This is a genomic window from Pyxidicoccus xibeiensis (assembly GCF_024198175.1).
GTDB lineage: Bacteria > Myxococcota > Myxococcia > Myxococcales > Myxococcaceae > Myxococcus > Myxococcus xibeiensis.
Genome location: NZ_JAJVKV010000005.1, coordinates 948278 through 965567, shown reverse-complemented (window position 1 = coordinate 965567; position 17290 = coordinate 948278). Strand labels below are relative to the sequence as shown.

Genomic DNA, 17290 nt, shown 5'->3' with positions numbered 1-17290 from the left:
GCAGGACGTGCTGACGCAGCTGGGCACCGGGGTGGGGCGTCAGGTGCGCGTGCGGACGGGCTCCGGCGCCACGTTCGGCGAGGGCCTGTGCACCGTCACCGCGGCGCTCGATGCGGGCACGGGCGTGGTGCGGATGCACACCGAGGGCGTCACCCGGCTCGACATGGCGCCGGACGCGGGCGTGGTGCTCACCGCCCTGCACGGCACCAACAACGACAAGGCCGGCATCACCTACCACGCGCCCACCGAGACGGAGGCCGAGCTCAACGCCCTGCAGGCGCAGTCTCCGAAGCCGAACGAGCTGCTGGAGCGACTGGCGGACGACGGGCTGAACAACACGCTCATCTACACCGCGCCCCATGGCGGCAGCATCGAGATGCAGACGGCGGAGCAGGTGGAGCGGATTGCACCGGCGTCCACCCCGAAGGTCTCCACCTGGCGGGTGAAGGGCTGGTACGCGGGCACCAACAACGCGAAGGACCACTGGCACATCACCTCCACGGACCTCCACGAGGCCAGCTTCCCCAGCCTGGGCAATGTGCTGGGCCGCGACTTCCGCTACGCCGTGTCCTTCCACGGCTACAGCGACGCCACCTACCCGGACGCTGGCGTCCTCGTGGGCGGCCGCGAGGACGAGGTCTTCCGGCAGGGCGTGGCGGAGGTCATCACCGACGCGCTGCGCGGGAAGAACCTCGAGGTGCTGCACGTGCCGCCGAAGCTCGCGGGCTTCGAGCCGGAGAACTTCGTCAACCGGCTCGCGCTGGATGGCAAGGGCCTGCAAATCGAGCAGTCCAACACGGCCCGGGTGAACCACTGGGACCTCATCGCCGACGCGGTGAAGGCCCACTACGCGTGCCTCATCGACACCACCGCCGAGGATGCGCTGACCGTCGCCGGCTCCGCGCAGACGGGCAGCAGCAACGGCACCGGGTACGACAGCACCGGGTGCAAGCAGTACGCGGCCGACTTCACGGTGAATGCGCGGGCCGTGCCCACCCCGTACCGCGTGTCCGCGAGCACGTCGCTGGCCGGCCTCTCCCAGGCCGACTGCACGAAGACGGAGTGGTACCTCAGCCTCTACAGGTGGTCTCCGTCGAAGGCGCGCTACCACCGCGTGGGTGGCAGCCGCGGGGTGGGCTCGTACCAGACCGGCAGCTGCCAGCCGGCCTTCAAGGGCACGTACGGCCTGGTGCCCATCCAGGCGCCCTCCACCGGCGCACCGGCGGACCAGTACCGGGCGGTGGCATGGGCGCGGCGCCATCCTGACTCGGCGCCCTACGTGCCGCTGCCGGTGTCGGTGTCGGTGAGCCCGGCCCCGTAGGTCCACCGGCGGCGAAGTGCGTCCGTCCCCGCCGCATTCACCGAGGCGGGGGCGGGTGTCAGGCGCGGTCCACCGGTCCGTCTTGCCGACATGGAACTGCATTGGGATTTGAAGGGCTCACGGGAGCTGCGTCTCACCGTCCCGCAAGAGCCCCGCTCGCTGTGCTGGCAGGGGGACGCGCTCGTGGACTGGGCCGGTGACTGCCGGCGCCTCGGGCTGGATGGGACGCTCACCCGCGTTGGCATCGGACTGGCGTATTCGAGGTTCGACGCGGCGGTGGCGACGCCGGACGGACGCTGCGCCGTCGTCTACGAGCGGCGGGGCACCAAGGGGCTGCTGCTCCATGACGGCCGCTACCTGCGTGAGATTGACCGCAGCTGCTGCCACGCGGAGGTGTCCGACTATCCCGTGGCGCTGGTGCGACGCCCCGAGGGCCGGCTGCTGCTGGTGCACTGCCCCGAGGACTCCGGCCGGCTGGAGGTGGAGGACTTCTTCACCGGGGAGCGGCTGACTCCACGCTCCGGTGAGCCGCCAGACATCTTCCATGCGCGGTTGTTGCCCGCGCCGGATGGGCGCTCGCTGCTGGCGGAAGGGTGGATATGGCACCCGGTGGACGTGGTGCAGCGCATCGACCTGGACGCAGCGCTGGCCGACCCGGCGGTGCTCGATGCGGCGGATGGGTTGGGGCTCTGGAAGCTCGACTTCGACACCGCGGTGAGCGGGGCCTTCGGCGCGGATGGTGCGTTCCTCGTCAACAGCGCCACCAGCCACGCGGAGCAGGACGGCAGCGGGTACCGGTGGAGGATGGAGCCGAAGACGCTGGTGCGGCTGGACCCCTCGACGGGCAAGGTGCTGCACGAGGTCCAACCGGAGGTGGTGCTCGGCCACATGATGCCGGTGGGACACACGCACGTGATGGGCTTCTACCTGCATCCCACGCTGGTGGAGCTGGCCACCGGCCGCGTGGTGCACCGCTGGACGGAGCTGGACACGGGGCCCAGGCTTGGCAGCACCAGCAGCTTCGAGGGCCCAATGCCGGCGCTCGCGATGGACCCTCGCAACCGCAGGTTCGCGGTGGGACGTGGCAGGGAGGTCGTGGTGGTGATGCTCGGCGAGCTGTGACGCGGCCCGCTCGGTGCACCACGTCGTTCCGCACAGGGACAGACGGGCGTCTACCCGCGCGCACATGCACGGGATGTGTCCACCGCGCTACTCCGCGGAGGCGGTGCCGCCTTCCCTCCGTGCACGGGATGACGCCGCCGAGTCCTCCAGCGGGCAGACGGACCGCCAGGGCAATCGTCGGGTCGGTCAGCCAATGGCAGATGGCCGCATGCTCCGACGTCGCCCACCGGTGCTGGCCCTGCTTGGCATCGTTGTCTTCGCCACCGGTCTGCTCATGTCTCCTGCCGCCTGTCCGGGGGTGGTCGGCGGTGGAGGGCCCGACGAGCCACCTCCCACCGTGGAGCCGCCCGATGCGCCGGGCTCGGATGCCGAGCCCCTTCCCGGGGACCCCGATGCGGGCCCGGGGCCGGAAGCGCCCGACTCCGGAGACCCCATCGTGCCGTACGGCCTCGACGCCCGGCCCGCCAACCCCACCTGCGTCGCCCCGGCCCGGCCCGCGGAGCCCACTGGAGTGGCCCTCCAGCGGGTCTTCCCCCGGCTGGCGTTCCAGCAGCCGCTCCACGTGCTCCAGGCCCCCGGCGACAACCGCCGCGTCTACGTGGTGGAGAAGGAGGGCCGGGTGCGCGTCTTCGCCAACGAGGCGGACCCCGCCAGCAGCGCGCTGTTCATCGACCTCTCCGGGCGGGTGAATGCCTCGCACAACGAGACGGGGCTGCTCGGCATGGCCTTCCACCCGCGCTTCGCGAGCAACGGGGAGGTGTTCCTGTCCTATGTCGGGGATGACCGTGGCGGGAAGCTGAACTCGTACATCGTCCGCTACGTCAGCCGGGATGGGGGCGCCACGTTGGACCCGCGCAGCGAGGAGCTCGTCCTCCAGCTCGCGCAGCCCTGGTCGTACCACAACGGAGGACACCTCGCGTTCGGCCCGGATGGCTACCTGTACATCGGCTTCGGTGACGGCGGAGGCCGTCTGGACGAGAACCGCACCGCGCAGAACCCGGACCAACTGCTGGGCAAGCTGCTGCGCCTCGACGTGGATGGCGCGCGGCCGTATGCCATTCCCGCCAGCAACCCGTATGCGAACGGTGGCGGACGGAAGGAAATCTACGCCCTCGGCTTCCGCAACCCGTGGCGCTGGAGCTTCGACCGGCGCACCGGCGCGCTGTGGATGGGCGACGTGGGCGAGAAGCGCTACGAGGAAATCAACCGCGTGACGCGAGGGAGCAACCACGGCTGGAGCGTCCTCGAGGGCACGGCCTGTGTGCGGGGCAGCCCGTGTGCCACGCAGGGGCTGACGCCTCCGGTGGCCACCTATGGCCGCGACGAGGGCGTGTCCGTCACCGGCGGCTACGTGTACCGCGGCGGCGCGGTGCCGGCGCTCGTGGGGCTGTACGTCTTCGGGGACTTCGGCTCGGGCCGCCTCTGGACGCTCCCGAGCGACGCCATGCCCGGCGGTGGGGTGAAGCCGAAGCCACTGCTCTCCACCTCGCTCAACATCGCCTCCTTCGGAGAGCTGAATGACGGAGAGCTGCTCCTGGTGGACTTCAGCGGAGGCGGGCTGCACCGCCTCGTCCCCGCGCAGCCGGCGCCGGGCGACCCGTTCCCCACGCGTCTGTCGGAGACGGGCTGCGTGGACGCGGCGGACCCCACTCGGCCCGCGGGCGGACTCATCCCCTATGGCGTGAATGTCGAGCTCTGGTCCGACGGCGCGGACAAGGAGCGCTTCCTCGCGGTGCCGGACGGGAAGACGGTGGCGGTGGGGGTGGACGGGACGCTCGACTTCCCGCCGGGCACCGTGACGGTGAAGAGCTTCCTGCTGGAGGGCCGGCGGGTGGAGACGCGCCTCTTCATGCGCCACCCGGACGGCAGCTGGGCCGGCTACAGCTACGAGTGGAACGAGGCCGGCACGGACGCGGTGCTGCTGAGCACGGGCAAGGTGAAGGCCGTGGCCGGCCGCACGTGGACCTTCCCCAGCCGGGGCGAGTGCATGCAGTGTCACAACGCCGCGGCGGGGCACGTGCTGGGGCTGGAGGTGGCGCAGCTCAACGGGGACTTCGTCTACCCGGCGCAGCGCAAGGCCCACCAGCTGCTGACGCTGGAGCACATCGGCCTGCTGACGCTGCCGGCGGTGCCGGACTCGCTGCCGCGCCTGCCGGCCGTGGACGGCTCCGCGGCGCTGGAGGCGCGGGCACGCGCGTACCTCCACACCAACTGCGCCGCATGCCACCGCCCCAATGGGCTCGGCCGGGGAGAGGCCGACCTGCGCTTCACCACGGAGCTGGCTCGCGCGGGCGTGTGTGACGTGGTGCCGGAGCTGGGCGGAATGGGCGTGCCCGGGGCGCGGCTGGTGCTGCCGGGCCACCCGGAGAAGTCCCTCGTGTCCCTTCGCATGCACGCGCTGGACACGTTCCGCATGCCCCCGCTCGCCACCCGCCACGTGGACACCGCGGGTGCCGCGCTGGTGGACGCCTGGATTTCCTCCCTCACGGTGTGCCCCCAGCGCCTCTGACACGCGGACGTGACACGCGCACCGATGTGCGCTGGCCTGGGCCAGAGGGCGCGCATGTGCGGCGCGTCCGGTTGCCACAGTGCCTACCCTGTGGAGACACGGCACGAACCCAGGAGGCACGCGATGGCTGGACAGAGCTGGAAGTGGCTGACGATGGCGGGCCTGTGCGGCGCGCTCGGGATGGCGGCGGGCTGCACGGAGCGGCAGGAGGACTCGCTGCGGGAAGACGCCCGCCAGGTGGGCAAGGAAGTGGGCGAGGCGACGAAGGACGTGGAGGCCGGGGCGCGCAAGGCGGCGGAAGGCGCCCGCGAAGCGGCCCAGGGGGCCACCGAGGGCTTCAAGGAGGGCGTGGGCGGCTCCGGAAAGGCGCCCATCGGGGACAAGCCCGGCGTCATCAACGACGGCGAAGGTCCACTGGAGAACGGACGCGGACCGCTCGAGGAGGATGACGCGGACATCGGCCGCAACCCGGGCGTCGTCAACGACGGCGAGGGTCCGCTCGAAGAGCGCGAGCGCCGCTGACGCGCGTCACATCCGGACGCCTGTATCCCTCTCATGAAGGAGGGACGCGTCCCTCCCGGCGGTGGCCAGCCACCGAAGGTGACCCCTCTTGGCGCCCGCTTCGCGCCGGTGCCAGGATGGTGCGCGGCCGGCGCTCGCGGTTGCCGGCGGGGGGAGTCCATGAACGAGCTCGAGCTGGACAGGGTGTACCGCCGAGGCGAGCAGGGCCGCGGCGTGAAGCGCATCCAGGAGTGGCTGTCCCTCTCCGGATTCGCGGTCGCCATCGACGGTGACTTCGGCGCCGCGACGGAGGCGGCGCTCAAGCGGTTCCAGGCGAAGGCCGGCCTCACCGTGACGGGCGTCGCGGACGCCGTCACCTTCGACCGGCTGGTGGCGCCGATGAAGGCCGCCGTCGCCACGATTCCCACCCAGGGCCGCTCGCTGGGCGCGCTGGTGGTGGCCTACGCCTCGCAGCACCTGGCGCAGCGCCCGCGCGAGGTGGGCGGGGACAACCGCGGCCCGTGGGTGCGCCTGTACATGGACGGCCACGAGGGCCCCGCGTGGGCCTGGTGCACGGGCTTCGCCACCTTCTGCATCCAGCAGGCGGCGAAGACGCTCGGCGTGCCCACGCCGGTGGCGCGCACGTACTCCTGCGACTCGCTGGCCCACTTCGGCCGGGAGCAGGGGCGCTTCCTGTCCACGCTCACCGCGCCGCCCGACCGCGCCCTCATCCGGCCCGGCAGCCTCTTCCTGCGCCGCAGGACGGCCACGGACTGGGAGCACGCCGGCATCGTCACCGAGGTGGACGAGGAGACCTTCCAGTCCATCGAGGGCAACACCAACGACGAGGGCGGCCACGAGGGCTACGAGGTCTGCGCGCGCACGCGGGGCTTCAGGAACATGGACTTCGTGCTGCTGTGAGGACGGCGCGCGCTCGCCCGCGCGCGCCGTCGCCTCACGCCGGCTTGCTGTTGCCGGACGGCGGCTTGACCTCTCGCGCCCCCGGCGCGCACACGGTGTAATGCGCGATGACGGGCTGGTGGTCGGAGGACTCGGTGCTGCGGTCCACCTCGAAGAGCAGCGGCACCAGCCCGGGCGTGGCGTAGATGTTGTCGAAGCGCTTGCCGGTGGCGGGCACCTTGCCGCTCTCGTCGGGCAGCGACGTGAGGGTGGCGCTGTCGGCGACGTCCTGCAGCCGCAGCCAGTGCTCGCTGCCGCGTGGCACCTTGCCCGACTTCAGCTCGGAGCAGGCCTGCTTCGGCGTCATCGTCGTGCCATCCGCCAGGCGCACCTGGGCCAGGGTGGCATGGGCGATGGTCTCCGGCAGCTCCAGCTCCAGCACGTGCAGCTCGTGCCGCAGGCGCGGGTCGGCGATGTTGCCCACGCCCCGGTCACCCACGCTGGCGTGCGGCTCGCCGTAGCGCACCGCGTACTCCTCCACCGTGTCCGTGTCGTCGTAGGTCAACAGGTGCGCCATCAGCCAGGAGCCGCCGCGTTTGATGGCGGTGTTGGCGTTGAAGTCCCCCAGCACCACCGCGTGGGCGACCTCGCGGTGGCGCAGCAGCCCGTTGAGCTGGCGCAGGTTGCGGGCGTTGATGCCGGAGTCGCCCAGCGTGTGGTGCACGTTGAAGAGCACCACCGGGTGCCCGTCCACCTCCAGGCGCACGTAGAGCGCGCCCCGGTCCTCCGGCAGCTCGCACGGGTCGCCCCGCCGCGCGATGGCGGCCTCACGCTCGGCGTCGGACAGGGAGTAGGTGAAGTGCGCCGCGTCCACCAGCGGGTGGCGGCTGAGGAAGGCCTTGCCGTTGACCAGCCGCGCCCCGGGGCCACCGTCATGGCCCTGGTAGGCCATGTGGAAGCCGTAGCGCCGCGCCAGCAGCACGGTGATGGGGACGTTGGCCTCCTGCAGGCCGATGACGTCCGGCAGCCGCCCCTGCGCCTCCAGGTGGTCGAAGTAGTCCAGCAGGGCCTGCCGGCGCTGACCTCCGAGCAGGATGTTGTAGGACATCACCGTCAGCCCCGGCCCCGTCGGTGGACGCACGTCGGGGTGCCGCACGATGAAGGTGCGGCCATCACCCAGCGCCCGCTCCGTCTTCGGCAGCGGCACGGCCTCGAAGTCAGGGAAGGTGACGGTGGGCTCGCGGCGGGGAGGCGGCTCCTCCGGCCCGCCGGGAAGGCGGGTGAGCAGGGGGCCGACCCCAGGCAGATGCTCCAGGAGCTCGGGCACCTTCATACAGGCTCCCCCCTCGGGAGCCGTGAGTACGAAGCGAAGACGAAACAGTCGTGCTGGAAAGCAGCTGGGGCCACCGGTCCTCCTGTGTGGCCTCAAGTTCTGCGCTGATCCTCCCGGAGGCCAGGGGGCACACGGGCCTTTGAGGGCTGCCCGGGCCGTCTCGTCAGACTGGTGGGCTGGCGGGCGGGGGAGCGGCGGCTGCGGCGTTCATGGTTGAATGGCGGACATGCGGCGGATGTGGCTGACGGCGGTGCTGGGACCCCTCTTGGTGGCGTGCGCGACGACGCCTCCCGTGCCCCTGGGGACGGCCTGCGAGCAGGGCGATGCCTGGGCGTGTGACTCCCTGGGGGGCGCGCTGCTCCAGCAGGGCGAGCGGGAGAGCGCGGACGCGGCCTTCGGGCGTGCCTGCGAGGACGGCATCCTGTCGGCCTGCCGGGCGCAGGCCCGGATGCGGATGGAGGCGGGCGACCTGGTCGGGGCAGAGCCCCCGCTGCTCCGCGCCTACGAGGCGGCCGACGAGGAGGGCACGCTCGTCCTGGCGGACCTGCACGAGGCCCGGGGCGGCGCGGAAGGCCTGGAGGCCGCCGCGCGCCTGAGGCGGGAGGCCCCGGCGCTCGACAAGCCCGCCTTCGAGTTCGTCGCCTCGTACCGCATGGATGTCTCCAATGGCCTGGGCAGCGACGTCACGCTGAACATCCAGCCCCTGGGGATGATGGAGCGGCGGCTGACCTTTGGAGCGAATGTCGCCTTCATCTCCGCGGGGGCGTCGGAGCTCAACGGCTTCGTGGGCTATCAGCACTTCGTCTCGTCCTGGCTGGTGCCCTACGGGCGCGTGATGCTGGGCGCCGCCCTGGACGCCGCGCCCGGCCAGAACGGGCCCAACATCGGCGCCGAGGTGGGGGCGAAGCTGTGCCTGGGCTCCATCGGCCACCTGAACCTCGCGGCGGGCAGCTCCCGGGCCAGTCCCGGCTACGTGTCCATGGGGCTGGGCCTCGACGGCCTCATCGTCCTCATCGCCGCCGCACACGCGCTCTGACGTCCTGCTTCAACGCACGGGCCTGCCGTGCACGAGTGAGCCCCGGCTACGGGCTTCTCCTTACGGCGCCCCCGGGTGTCGTGGCCCCTCCCCCCGGGGCAGTTGCAAGTGCTCTCTCTTGCACTCCCAAAGGAGTGTTTGACTCCTGCTGTAGCTCGTAACTAGCATTGCAACTGTCACAGGGGGAACCACCACCACATGCAGGCCTTGACTGAGTCTCCGGGGTATCTCACCCGGGGAGGAGACTCGCTCTATTACGTCCACCACCGCGCCGCGGGAGGGTGTCGTGCGGCGGTGGTGCTGGCAGGGCCGCTGGGCCTGGAGCGTTCGCACGCCTACATCGTCTGGACGCGGTGGGCGCGGCACCTGGCCGCCCTGGGCGTGGACGTGCTCCGGCTGGACTACCGGGGTGGCGGCGAGAGCACGGGCCGCTTCGCGGACATGACGCTCCAGCACTGGGAGGAGGACGTGCGCGCGGGGCTGGCGCACCTGCGTCGCGAGTGTCCCGGAGTGCCGGTGGTGATGCACGGCCTGCGCCTGGGGGCGCTGCTGGCGGCGCGGGTGTTCCACACGGACGCGGCGGACGGCCTGCTGCTGTGGGACCCGCCCGAGTCCGGCCGCGCGCACCTGATGGAGCTGCTGCGCCGGAAGGTGGCGGCGGACAACCTGGAGGGGACGGGGGGATCCGCCCGCTCGCGCGACGACTACGTGGCGGAGCTGGAGGCGGGAGGGCTCATGGAGGTGGAGGGCCTCTCCTGGTCCCGCGCCCTGTGGCGCAGCACCGAGGCGTATGAGCTGGCGCTGCCCGCGCGGGACGACGCCCGGCCCTGGCGGGTGGTGCACCTGGATGGCCGTCCGGCGGAGCGCTGCCTGGCGCCGGGCTGGAGCCGCTCCGTGCGGGTGCCCCGGCCCTTCTTCTGGACGACGAGCAACAAGCTGTTGCCGGACGTGGGGGAACTTTTCGAGGACAGCGCGTCCTTCGTCAGCAGGGTGGGTGACACGGCTTCGGCAGCGGGGGTGAGGTCATGAGGGAGCTGATCGAGTTGGACGTGAAGGGGCACCGGCTGTGGGGCACGTACCACGCACCGGCGCCGGCCCGGCGCGGCGCGGTGGGCTTCCTCTTCCTCAACCCGGGGCATGTGCCGCGCTCGGGGCACGGCGGCCTGTCGGCGCGCGCGGCGGACGGGCTCGCGGCGCAGGGCTTCCCGTGCTTCCGCGTGGACCTGCCGGGGCTGGGGGACTCGGATGGCACGCTGCCGGACACGACGGCGGAGCTGTACCAGTTCGTCTGTGGGGGCGGCTTCGTGGAAGTGGCGCAGGCGGTGCGCGAGGAGCTGGTGAAGCGCCACGGGCTGAAGGGCCTGGTGGTGGGCGGGCTGTGCGGGGCGGCGACGACTTCGCTCTATCTGGCGGACCGCAATCCGGAGGGAATCGCCGGCGTCTTCATGTTCGAGCCCGAGTTCTACCTGTCCGAGCAGGAGGCGGCCGCCACCGGAGGCGAGGAGGCGAAGCCGGAGGCGGAGCCCGCGACGTGGCGCTCGCGGCTGCCGCTGCGGCGGGTGACGTCGAAGCTCTTCTCGTACTGGGGCTGGATGCGGATGCTGACGCGGGAGAACGAGTACGCGCGGCTGTTCCGCTACGTGCCCTTCCCGCGCCAGCTGGTGCTGGACCTGCTGATGGACTGGGGCTCGCTGCCGGCGGTGGCCAACGTCCCCCTGGTGCGGGCGTGGCAGCGGCTGGTGGAGCGGGGGCTGCCGGTGCTCGTCATCACCGCCGAGGGCAAGCTGCGGGACATCTACTTCGACCGCATCCACCGGTCGGCGTTCTCGGACCTGAAGCTGCCCATGGTGGAGCGACTGCGGCTGCGGGGCACCAACCACATCTTCACCACGGGCGGGGCCATCGACGCGTGCGTCGGCCACCTGGCGCGCTGGGCGGCAGAGCACTTCCGCGAGGAGCGTGCCGGCGTGGCGGTGCCCCAGCCTCACGTGGCGGAGCTGCACGGCGTGGCCCGGTGAGCCCGCCGAGGCGGGGCTGAGTGCTTCCGACGCGGCGGTGGTGCCGGTAGAGTCGGCAATCCGCCGCCGAGGAGGAACACCGCATGCCGAGGTCCCCGTTGAAGCTGGTTCCGCGTCTGGCGCTCGTGTCCGCGTTGCTGCTCGGGGCCGTGCCGGCCCGCGCTGAAGACACCGCCATCCACACCATCGTCGCAGTCGCGACGGAAGGAGGCTGCGCGAGCGCGCTCGGCTACGTGGTGGAGGTGGGGGAGCGCGACAAGGTCCGCGAGGCGGCGGAGCAGAAGCTGCTGGAGCAGTTCCCCACGCGGAAGGTGAGCAACCACAAGGACAACGACAAGAAGGGCAAGCCCCTGGGCCGGTACCTGGTGGTGCTCTCCGCCGGAGTCACCAAGGGGGGCTGCACCGGACGCGCCATGGGCGTCGGCTTCGGCGCCGACGAGGCCTCGGCGAAGAAGGACGCGAAGAAGGACCTGGGCAAGCACTTCCCGTTCAATGACGGGGCGCTGAAGGTCGAGCACAGCAAGGGTTACTGATGTACAGGGAGGCGCCATGCCTCCCAGCCTCCTTCCGCCCGCACTCGCTTCTCGTCTCTCGAGCTTCTCCCTGGCGCCCGCGCCCACCCCGGAGGAACTGGAGCAGTTCGAGCGCGGCCTTCCTCACCCGCTGCCTGCTGACTTCCGGGAGTTCCTCCTCCAGTTCCACTGCGCGCTCCTGCATGACTGTTCCACGGGGTTCCGCGACGCAGTGGAGAGGGAGGTGAGGACCAGCCACATCCTCGGCCTGAGCGAGTTCGAGCATGGGGGCGCGGAAATCCCTTCCGACGTGCTGGTCTTCGCGAGCCAGCGGGGCTCCATCAACCGCTTCGGAATCCAGCTCGCCGACCGGCGGGACTCGCCCCGGGGAACCGTCTGGTTCTTCGACAGCAACGCGCCGAGCGAGACCGAGGACCTCTACGTCGCGCGTGAATGCGCGCCGTCCTTCAGCGCGTTCCTCGCCCAGCTTACGCCGCATCCGGAGGACCCGGTGGACCCGGTGGCCCCGGTGTCCCAGGCCGCCCCGGACGACCCGAATGACCCCTGGCTCCATCCCGAGGCCCTGGAGAAGGTTCCCGCGGACCTGCCCACGCCCGAGAAGCCGCTCGTGCTGGCCGGGCATGGGCATGCGATTGGAGGGGCGCGCCTCGAAGTCTACGTGGACACGTGGGTCCCCGACCTCGAGGCCCGCAAGTACGGCTACGAGCCCGACCGCGCCACGGTGAGGTACTCGCTGGAAGTCCATGCCGCCGAGAGCTCCGGCGAGGATGGCGCGCCGGAGCCGTACGCATCGACCCTCCCGGTCGCCGAGGCGAACGGAGGGCGGCATCCGAGCCTCGTGGAGTGGTCGACACTCGTCCTCGGTCCGGAGGGCGACTGGGATGCGTGGTACGGCAACGACGCGCCGAGCCTGCAGGACAACCGGCTGACGGTGCTGGAGCGCTCCGGCGCGGACCTGAAGGTGCGCTGGGAGGCGAGCTACTCGCAGTACGGCCGGGACTTCGCCTTCCTCTTCGAGGGCCCGGTCCACTTCGAGGGAATCCGCTTCGACGTGAAGGACCCCGCGGACGTCGACCGCGTGCTCGCGTCCGCGTTCGGTGGCGCCCACCGGCCCGAGGAGTGGACCCGGACGGTGGGCGAGCGCCAGGACCGCGGGGAGCACGTGTCGGAGGACCGGCGCTACCGCTTCCCCGTCACGCTCGTGCCCGCGTGAGCCGCGGCCACCTGCCGGCCTGACGCTACATCGGTGGAACCGGCCGGACCTCTCCCGGGGGCAGCGAGCCGAGGAAGCTCAGCCACTTCCGGTACGGCTCGTCGTAGTGCCGGTACTCCAGGTAAACGTCACCGAAGGCGCCGGTGCTCGGCGTGCCGCGCAGCCACAGGCGCAGCGTCTCGTCGTCACCCAGCTGGGCCAGGCCGATGGTGCCCTCGGGCACGGCGCCGGCCTTCGGAGGCGGAGGCCCGCCGCCCTCGGCTGGCTTCGTCCGAAGCGTCTCGAGCTCCTCCCGCACCCACTCCAGGTGCAGCTCGGCGGTCGCGTCTCCCCGGTACCGCTCCAGATTCGAGTCGAGGTGCCGGGCGAGCTCCGGGACGACCTGGGACCTGAGCACGTCGACGGCGGCGGGAGTCCACCCCGAATGGCGCGTGCTGCCCTGCAGGAGGCGTCTCAGGTTCGCCAGCTCCTCCGCCGACTGGAGCGCGGCGGGGCGCGCGAGCCAGGCCTCGTAGAACGCGCGGAGGAACCACTCCTGGTCATGCCGGACCGCCACCAGCGACCTGTTCCAGTCCCACGCTGGAGCCAGGCCGAGCTGCTTCGGGTTCCAGCTCCTGAAGTCGGACGTCTGCGAGAGGAAGTTCCTGAACTCGCTCCAGCGCGCCTGCGGAGTGGGCAGGGACTCGATGAGCGCCCGGCACCGCCGCATGTCCTCGGGCGTGGCGGCCGGGTCCAGCAGCACCAGCTCACAGGCCTTGTACTCGGCCCCGTTCTCGACCTCGGCGCGAAGCGCGGCCCGCGCCCGCTGGGTCGCCGCCTCACGGGCACGGCTGGTGAACCCCTCTCCCGCGCTGAACGAGAGGTAGCACGCTCCCGCGCACACCACGAACGCCGCCCACGGCAGCCCCAGCCCGAGCGGAATGCCCTCCAGCGCGCGGTCCGAGAAGAAGCGCCGCCAGGACACCCAGAGGGTGACGAAGAGCGGCAGGGCCGCGAGGAACATCCCCAGGACGTTCAGCGCCTGATGTGCCGGCGACATCCCGTGCCGGTACGACTCACCGGCGAAGCCCTGCATGATGAATGCGTAGTGCAGCAACACCACGCTCAGCACCAGCGCCACCAGCGAACTCAGGACCGCGAGGACCGCGCCCATAGGGGTGCTCCATCGATTCCGGAGGCCAGCGCTCCGGAGGGTGTCATCGGCTCGGCTTCAGGCCTCCCCTGCAGCCTATGCCAGGACGTCACACCGGACGATTCCAGGTCGCATGCGTGGCCTCGTCGCCAGGGCGGTTCGGGACCTCCGGGCGGCGGGGGGCGGGCCCCTGTTCGGAAATGTCGGGACATTTCGCCGCTCAAAACCCCCGACATTTCCGAACAGCAACGTCCGGCCCCGGCTCCGGCGGCCCCTCACGCCGCCTCGCGCCCGTCCTCCTCCGGCGCCAGCACCACCAGCGACGCGTCCGACATCTCCGGGCTGTAGGCCCCGTGCGCGTGCAGCTCCACCTCGCTGGCGTCCGCCATGGCCTCCAGCACGCGCGACGGCGTGGCCCGCGCGCCGCTGAGCTCCAGCCGGTGCGGGTCCGGCACGGACGGGGGCTCCAGGGGCGCCAGCCGGGGCAGGCCCAGCGAGGCGGGCGCCTCCACGCCGGTGACGACCAGGTGGCGCCCGCCGGGACGGGGGCTCGCCGCGGGCGTGGCGCGGCCCACGCGGTAGCTCCACGCCAGGTCCGCGGGCAGCAGGCCCGTCAGCCCGTGCACGGGCGGCAGGGCCAGCACGTCCACGCGCTCACAGCCGCGCAGCGCGGCCTGCAGCGACGCCGGCACCAGCCCGGACGCGTCCCGCCCCAGCGGCGCGACGCGGCCCGCGTCGAAGTGCCCCAGCAGCTCGCCTTCCGGCCCGCGCACGGCGACGACGGAGCGCTCGTAGTCGACGGCCACGCCCAGCACGCACCGCTCGGGCACGTCCATGCGCAGCGCGGCGCCGACGAGGGCCAGCACCTCGCCCGCGCCCCCGCGCCGGCCGGCGTCGTTCACCAGCACGCTGTAGGCGCCCATCCGCGTCTTGCGCGCGTCCACGTCGTCGGGCAGCGCGTCCGCCTGCTGGATGGCGCCGCGCAGCAGCTCGCGGCCCGCGGCGCGGTCCTGCTCCAGGATGAACTGCCCCTCGGCGAAGGCCAGCTGCACCTGCTCGCCCGGCGTGGGCTGGCCGCGGCGCAGCTCGGACAGCGTGCGGCGCAGGAGGTCCGCGTCGTGCGCACCGGAGCCGAAGCGCGCCAGGTACGACAGCAGCAGCGCCCCGGGCAGGCCCGGCGGCTGGCCGCACTCCAGCGCCTGCTCCAGCTCCTGCCGCGCGCCCCTCGGGTCGAAGTCCAGCCAGGACAGGTACGCGAGGTTGCGGTGGACGTACGTGCGCTGCTCGCAGACCTCCGGGGTGCGCGCCAGCGACTCGCGCAGGTACGCGCGCGCGGCGGTGACGTCCAGCCGGTAGCGGGCGATGTGCGCCAGCTCCTGGAGGAACTGCTGCTCCAGCTCCCACTCGCCCAGCTTCCGGGACGACTGCCAGCCGCTCCACGCCTGCTCGAAGGCCTCCGCCGGGCGGTTGAGCGCGAGGTACAGGTCCGCCAGCCGCTTCTTCAGCGTGGCGCAGCGGAAGGCCAGCCCCCGGCCCTGGCACGCCTCCAGCGCCGCCTTCAGCCGTGCCTCCGCCTTCCACCACTGGCCCTCGTGCTCCTCCTGCGTGGCCAGCTCGCGCTCGGCCACCAGCACCAGCCACGGGTCCTGTCCCGTCCCGGCCAGGCGCGTGAAGGCCTCCCGCCTGCGCGCGGCGTCCTCCGACGTCGGCGACACGAGGACGAGCGCCCCCAGGTAGAGGTCCTCCTCGCCCGAGCGGTGCAGCGCCTCGACGAAGGCACGGGGCTCGCGCAGCTCGCCGCGCACCAGCCGCGCATAGTCCCGCGCCAGCGGCGCCCGGCGGCCGAAGTCCCGCTCCGCCACCTGCCGCACGTAGCCGCGCAGCACGTCGCCCCCCTGCACCCCGTCCAGCACCTCGGCCAGCGGCAGCAGCCGCAGCGCCTGGGCCCGGGAGGGCGCCGCCCTCACCGCGTCGTAGAAGGCCAGCCGGACGATGCCCGGGTACTGCCGCGCCTCCTCCAGCGGCAGCCGCGCCTGCCCGTCCACCATCAAGTCGCGCACGGCCGCCAGGGCCGCCTTCCAGGCCCGGCCCCGCGCCTGCGTCTCCTGTCGCAGCGCCCGGGCGCGGATGCGCGCCTCCTCGCTCCAGCCCGGCTCGCCCCGCTTCGCCACCGCGTCGAAGGCCTCCGCCGCCAGCAGCGTCAGCCCCATCTCCCTCAGCACCAGCGCCCGGTTCCACAGCGCCTGCGGGTGCTCCGGCTCCCGGCGCAGCACGCCCTCCAGCAGCGCGAGCGCCTCCTCGTGGTGCCCCTGCTCCAGCGCGACGACGGCCAGGTCGCTGTCCCGGTCCGCGGACGGCGGCGAGCGCTGGAGGAAGTCCGACGCCTGCCGCAAGTCCTTGCGCACGAGGTACGCGGCGGCGATGCCGTGCAGGTCGCCCGCGTCCTCCAGGTCCGCCAGCTCGCGCAGCGGCAGCGGGGGCGCGGTGGACGGAGCCTCCGGGCCGCCGCGCATGGGGGTGTAGGGACGGTGCCCGTCCGCGCGCGGGTAGGCCACCCGCGCCTCCAGCAGGCGGGTGGGCGCCTGGGCCAGCCACACCTCCTGGGACACGTCGGGCGACGCGGGCGCGAAGACGAAGAAGGCCGCGAGCCCCGCGGCCAGGACCGCAGCCCCCACGCCCACGGCCCACCCGCGCCGCGACAGGGCCCGGAGCCGCGGCCGGCGACTCGCGGGCTCCCGGGCCATCGGCGCGGGCGCGTCGAAGTCGAGCTCCTCCGCCGGCGCCAGCGCCGGGGCGTTCACGTCCCGCAGGGCATGCAGGCTGAGCATCTCCAGCTGCAGCGCCTCGTGCAGGCCGGCCGCGCATGTCTCACAGCGGGCCAGGTGGTGGCGGAAGTTCTCCTCGTCCACCGGGCCCAGCTCCCCGTCCAGGAAGAGGTACAGCTTGTGGCACTGGGGGCTCATGTCGCCCCTCCCCCGCCGTCACCCCCGGTCAGCGGAAGCAGCAGCACCTTGAGCTCCTTGCGCGCCTGGAACAGCCAGCTGCCCACGGTGCCCTCGGGCACGCCCATGCGCTGGGCAATGGCGCGGTAGCGCAGCCCGGTGGCGTGCAGCTCGTACGCCTCGCGCACGCGCGGGTTGGGGAGCTGGGCGATGGCGGCGCGGAAGTCCTTCTCGGAGATGTGCTCCCAGGCCTCGCCCGACATCGCGTCCGGCGCCTCCACCTCGCCGCGCACCAGCCGCAGGTCCCGCTCCTGCTCCAGCACCTCCGTGCGGCGCTTGCGGCACAGGTCCAGGAAGTGGTTGGTCAACGCGCGGCACAGCCACGCGCGCAGCACGGGCTCCGGCTGGTGCGCCAGCGCCGCGTGGTGCACGAGCGCGCGAGCCAGCGCCTCCTGCACCAGGTCTTCCGGATCGATTCCCCCGTGCCCGCACAGCCGCTTCGCCAGGGCCAGCAACATGGGCCTGACTCGTTGCGCGAACTCCTCGAAACCGTCGAGATGCACGTCGATACTGTAGGCCACGGGGAAATCGACCACCGTGGCAATGCGCTGGACCCTCATGAGCCCCCCGCCCTCCTTCCACGCCCATTCGAGACGCGCGGGGCGGGAATCCTTGGGTCCCCGTCTGAAAACCGACGCCGTCACGCCGGTTTGCACCGGCGGACGGACAC

General features: G+C 72.4%; 14 protein-coding genes. 10 read left to right on the top strand and 4 right to left on the bottom strand.

Going from position 1 to position 17290, the window contains the following annotated elements; all coding sequences use genetic code 11:
• The first annotated feature begins 7 nt into the window (after positions 1–7).
• The 5 genes from LXT23_RS26435 (at position 8) to LXT23_RS26415 (ending at position 6374) form a co-directional block, all read left to right on the top strand.
• The gene (locus LXT23_RS26435; protein WP_253983066.1) at positions 8–1321 is read left to right on the top strand and encodes a poly-gamma-glutamate hydrolase family protein; all 1314 of its coding nucleotides are present in this window, start codon (positions 8–10) and stop codon (positions 1319–1321) included.
• A 90-nt stretch (positions 1322–1411) separates the two neighbouring features.
• Positions 1412–2443, top strand: coding sequence for a hypothetical protein (locus LXT23_RS26430; RefSeq protein ID WP_253983065.1), 1032 nt, complete (start codon positions 1412–1414; stop codon positions 2441–2443).
• A gap of 208 nt (positions 2444–2651) precedes the next feature.
• Entirely contained in the window at positions 2652–4952 is a 2301-nt protein-coding gene (locus LXT23_RS26425) for a PQQ-dependent sugar dehydrogenase (protein ID WP_253983064.1), read from the top strand.
• A 123-nt stretch (positions 4953–5075) separates the two neighbouring features.
• Positions 5076–5474, top strand: coding sequence for a hypothetical protein (locus LXT23_RS26420; RefSeq protein WP_253983063.1), 399 nt, complete (start codon positions 5076–5078; stop codon positions 5472–5474).
• 159 nt (positions 5475–5633) lie between these two features.
• The gene (locus LXT23_RS26415) at positions 5634–6374 is read left to right on the top strand and encodes a peptidoglycan-binding protein (RefSeq protein ID WP_253983062.1); all 741 of its coding nucleotides are present in this window, start codon (positions 5634–5636) and stop codon (positions 6372–6374) included.
• Between the two features lie 34 nt (positions 6375–6408).
• Here LXT23_RS26415 and LXT23_RS26410 read toward each other — a convergent pair whose 3' ends face one another.
• Positions 6409–7686: an endonuclease/exonuclease/phosphatase family protein gene (locus tag LXT23_RS26410; RefSeq protein ID WP_253983061.1), complete on the bottom strand. Its 1278-nt coding sequence runs from the start codon at positions 7684–7686 to the stop codon at positions 6409–6411.
• Between the two features lie 226 nt (positions 7687–7912).
• On the opposite strand from LXT23_RS26410, the gene LXT23_RS26405 reads away from it, so the two are divergent.
• The 5 genes from LXT23_RS26405 to LXT23_RS26385 all read left to right on the top strand — a co-directional run bounded on the left by LXT23_RS26405 (position 7913) and on the right by LXT23_RS26385 (position 12486).
• Entirely contained in the window at positions 7913–8722 is an 810-nt protein-coding gene (locus tag LXT23_RS26405) for a hypothetical protein (RefSeq protein ID WP_253983060.1), read from the top strand.
• Positions 8723–8920: 198 nt separating this feature from the next.
• A complete protein-coding gene (locus tag LXT23_RS26400) occupies positions 8921–9751 on the top strand; it encodes a serine aminopeptidase domain-containing protein (protein WP_253983059.1) in 831 nt (276 codons plus the stop codon).
• On the top strand, positions 9748–10740 hold the full coding sequence (locus LXT23_RS26395; RefSeq protein WP_253983058.1) for an alpha/beta fold hydrolase: 993 nt from the start codon (positions 9748–9750) through the stop codon (positions 10738–10740). The genes LXT23_RS26400 and LXT23_RS26395 overlap by 4 nt, the downstream gene beginning before the upstream one ends.
• 83 nt (positions 10741–10823) lie before the next feature.
• Positions 10824–11273: a hypothetical protein gene (locus LXT23_RS26390; protein WP_253983057.1), complete on the top strand. Its 450-nt coding sequence runs from the start codon at positions 10824–10826 to the stop codon at positions 11271–11273.
• A gap of 16 nt (positions 11274–11289) precedes the next feature.
• The gene (locus LXT23_RS26385) at positions 11290–12486 is read left to right on the top strand and encodes an SMI1/KNR4 family protein (protein ID WP_253983056.1); all 1197 of its coding nucleotides are present in this window, start codon (positions 11290–11292) and stop codon (positions 12484–12486) included.
• 25 nt (positions 12487–12511) lie between these two features.
• On the opposite strand, the gene LXT23_RS26380 is transcribed toward LXT23_RS26385, so the two are convergent.
• The 3 genes from LXT23_RS26380 to LXT23_RS26370 all read right to left on the bottom strand — a co-directional run bounded on the left by LXT23_RS26380 (position 12512) and on the right by LXT23_RS26370 (position 17180).
• Entirely contained in the window at positions 12512–13639 is a 1128-nt protein-coding gene (locus tag LXT23_RS26380; RefSeq protein WP_253983055.1) for a hypothetical protein, read from the bottom strand.
• 254 nt (positions 13640–13893) lie between these two features.
• Positions 13894–16581 carry a tetratricopeptide repeat protein gene (locus tag LXT23_RS50170; protein ID WP_267146711.1) on the bottom strand — a complete coding sequence of 896 codons (2688 nt, stop codon included), beginning with the start codon at positions 16579–16581 and terminating at the stop codon, positions 13894–13896.
• Positions 16578–17180, bottom strand: a complete 603-nt coding sequence (locus LXT23_RS26370; protein ID WP_253983054.1) for an RNA polymerase sigma factor — start codon at positions 17178–17180, stop codon at positions 16578–16580. The genes LXT23_RS50170 and LXT23_RS26370 overlap by 4 nt, the downstream gene beginning before the upstream one ends.
• Positions 17181–17290 lie beyond the last annotated feature (110 nt).

Bases quoted from the DNA above. Each gene is read 5' to 3' on its own strand.
- LXT23_RS26430 (WP_253983065.1), top strand. From the start codon at position 1,412: ATGGAACTGCATTGGGATTTGAAGGGCTCACGGGAGCTGCGTCTCACC.
- LXT23_RS26425 (WP_253983064.1), top strand. From the start codon at position 2,652: ATGCTCCGACGTCGCCCACCGGTGCTGGCCCTGCTTGGCATCGTTGTC.
- LXT23_RS26420 (WP_253983063.1), top strand. From the start codon at position 5,076: ATGGCTGGACAGAGCTGGAAGTGGCTGACGATGGCGGGCCTGTGCGGC.
- LXT23_RS26415 (WP_253983062.1), top strand. From the start codon at position 5,634: ATGAACGAGCTCGAGCTGGACAGGGTGTACCGCCGAGGCGAGCAGGGC.
- LXT23_RS26410 (WP_253983061.1), bottom strand. From the start codon at position 7,686: ATGAAGGTGCCCGAGCTCCTGGAGCATCTGCCTGGGGTCGGCCCCCTG.
- LXT23_RS26405 (WP_253983060.1), top strand. From the start codon at position 7,913: ATGCGGCGGATGTGGCTGACGGCGGTGCTGGGACCCCTCTTGGTGGCG.
- LXT23_RS26400 (WP_253983059.1), top strand. From the start codon at position 8,921: ATGCAGGCCTTGACTGAGTCTCCGGGGTATCTCACCCGGGGAGGAGAC.
- LXT23_RS26395 (WP_253983058.1), top strand. From the start codon at position 9,748: ATGAGGGAGCTGATCGAGTTGGACGTGAAGGGGCACCGGCTGTGGGGC.
- LXT23_RS26390 (WP_253983057.1), top strand. From the start codon at position 10,824: ATGCCGAGGTCCCCGTTGAAGCTGGTTCCGCGTCTGGCGCTCGTGTCC.
- LXT23_RS26385 (WP_253983056.1), top strand. From the start codon at position 11,290: ATGCCTCCCAGCCTCCTTCCGCCCGCACTCGCTTCTCGTCTCTCGAGC.
- LXT23_RS26380 (WP_253983055.1), bottom strand. From the start codon at position 13,639: ATGGGCGCGGTCCTCGCGGTCCTGAGTTCGCTGGTGGCGCTGGTGCTG.
- LXT23_RS50170 (WP_267146711.1), bottom strand. From the start codon at position 16,581: ATGAGCCCCCAGTGCCACAAGCTGTACCTCTTCCTGGACGGGGAGCTG.
- LXT23_RS26370 (WP_253983054.1), bottom strand. From the start codon at position 17,180: ATGAGGGTCCAGCGCATTGCCACGGTGGTCGATTTCCCCGTGGCCTAC.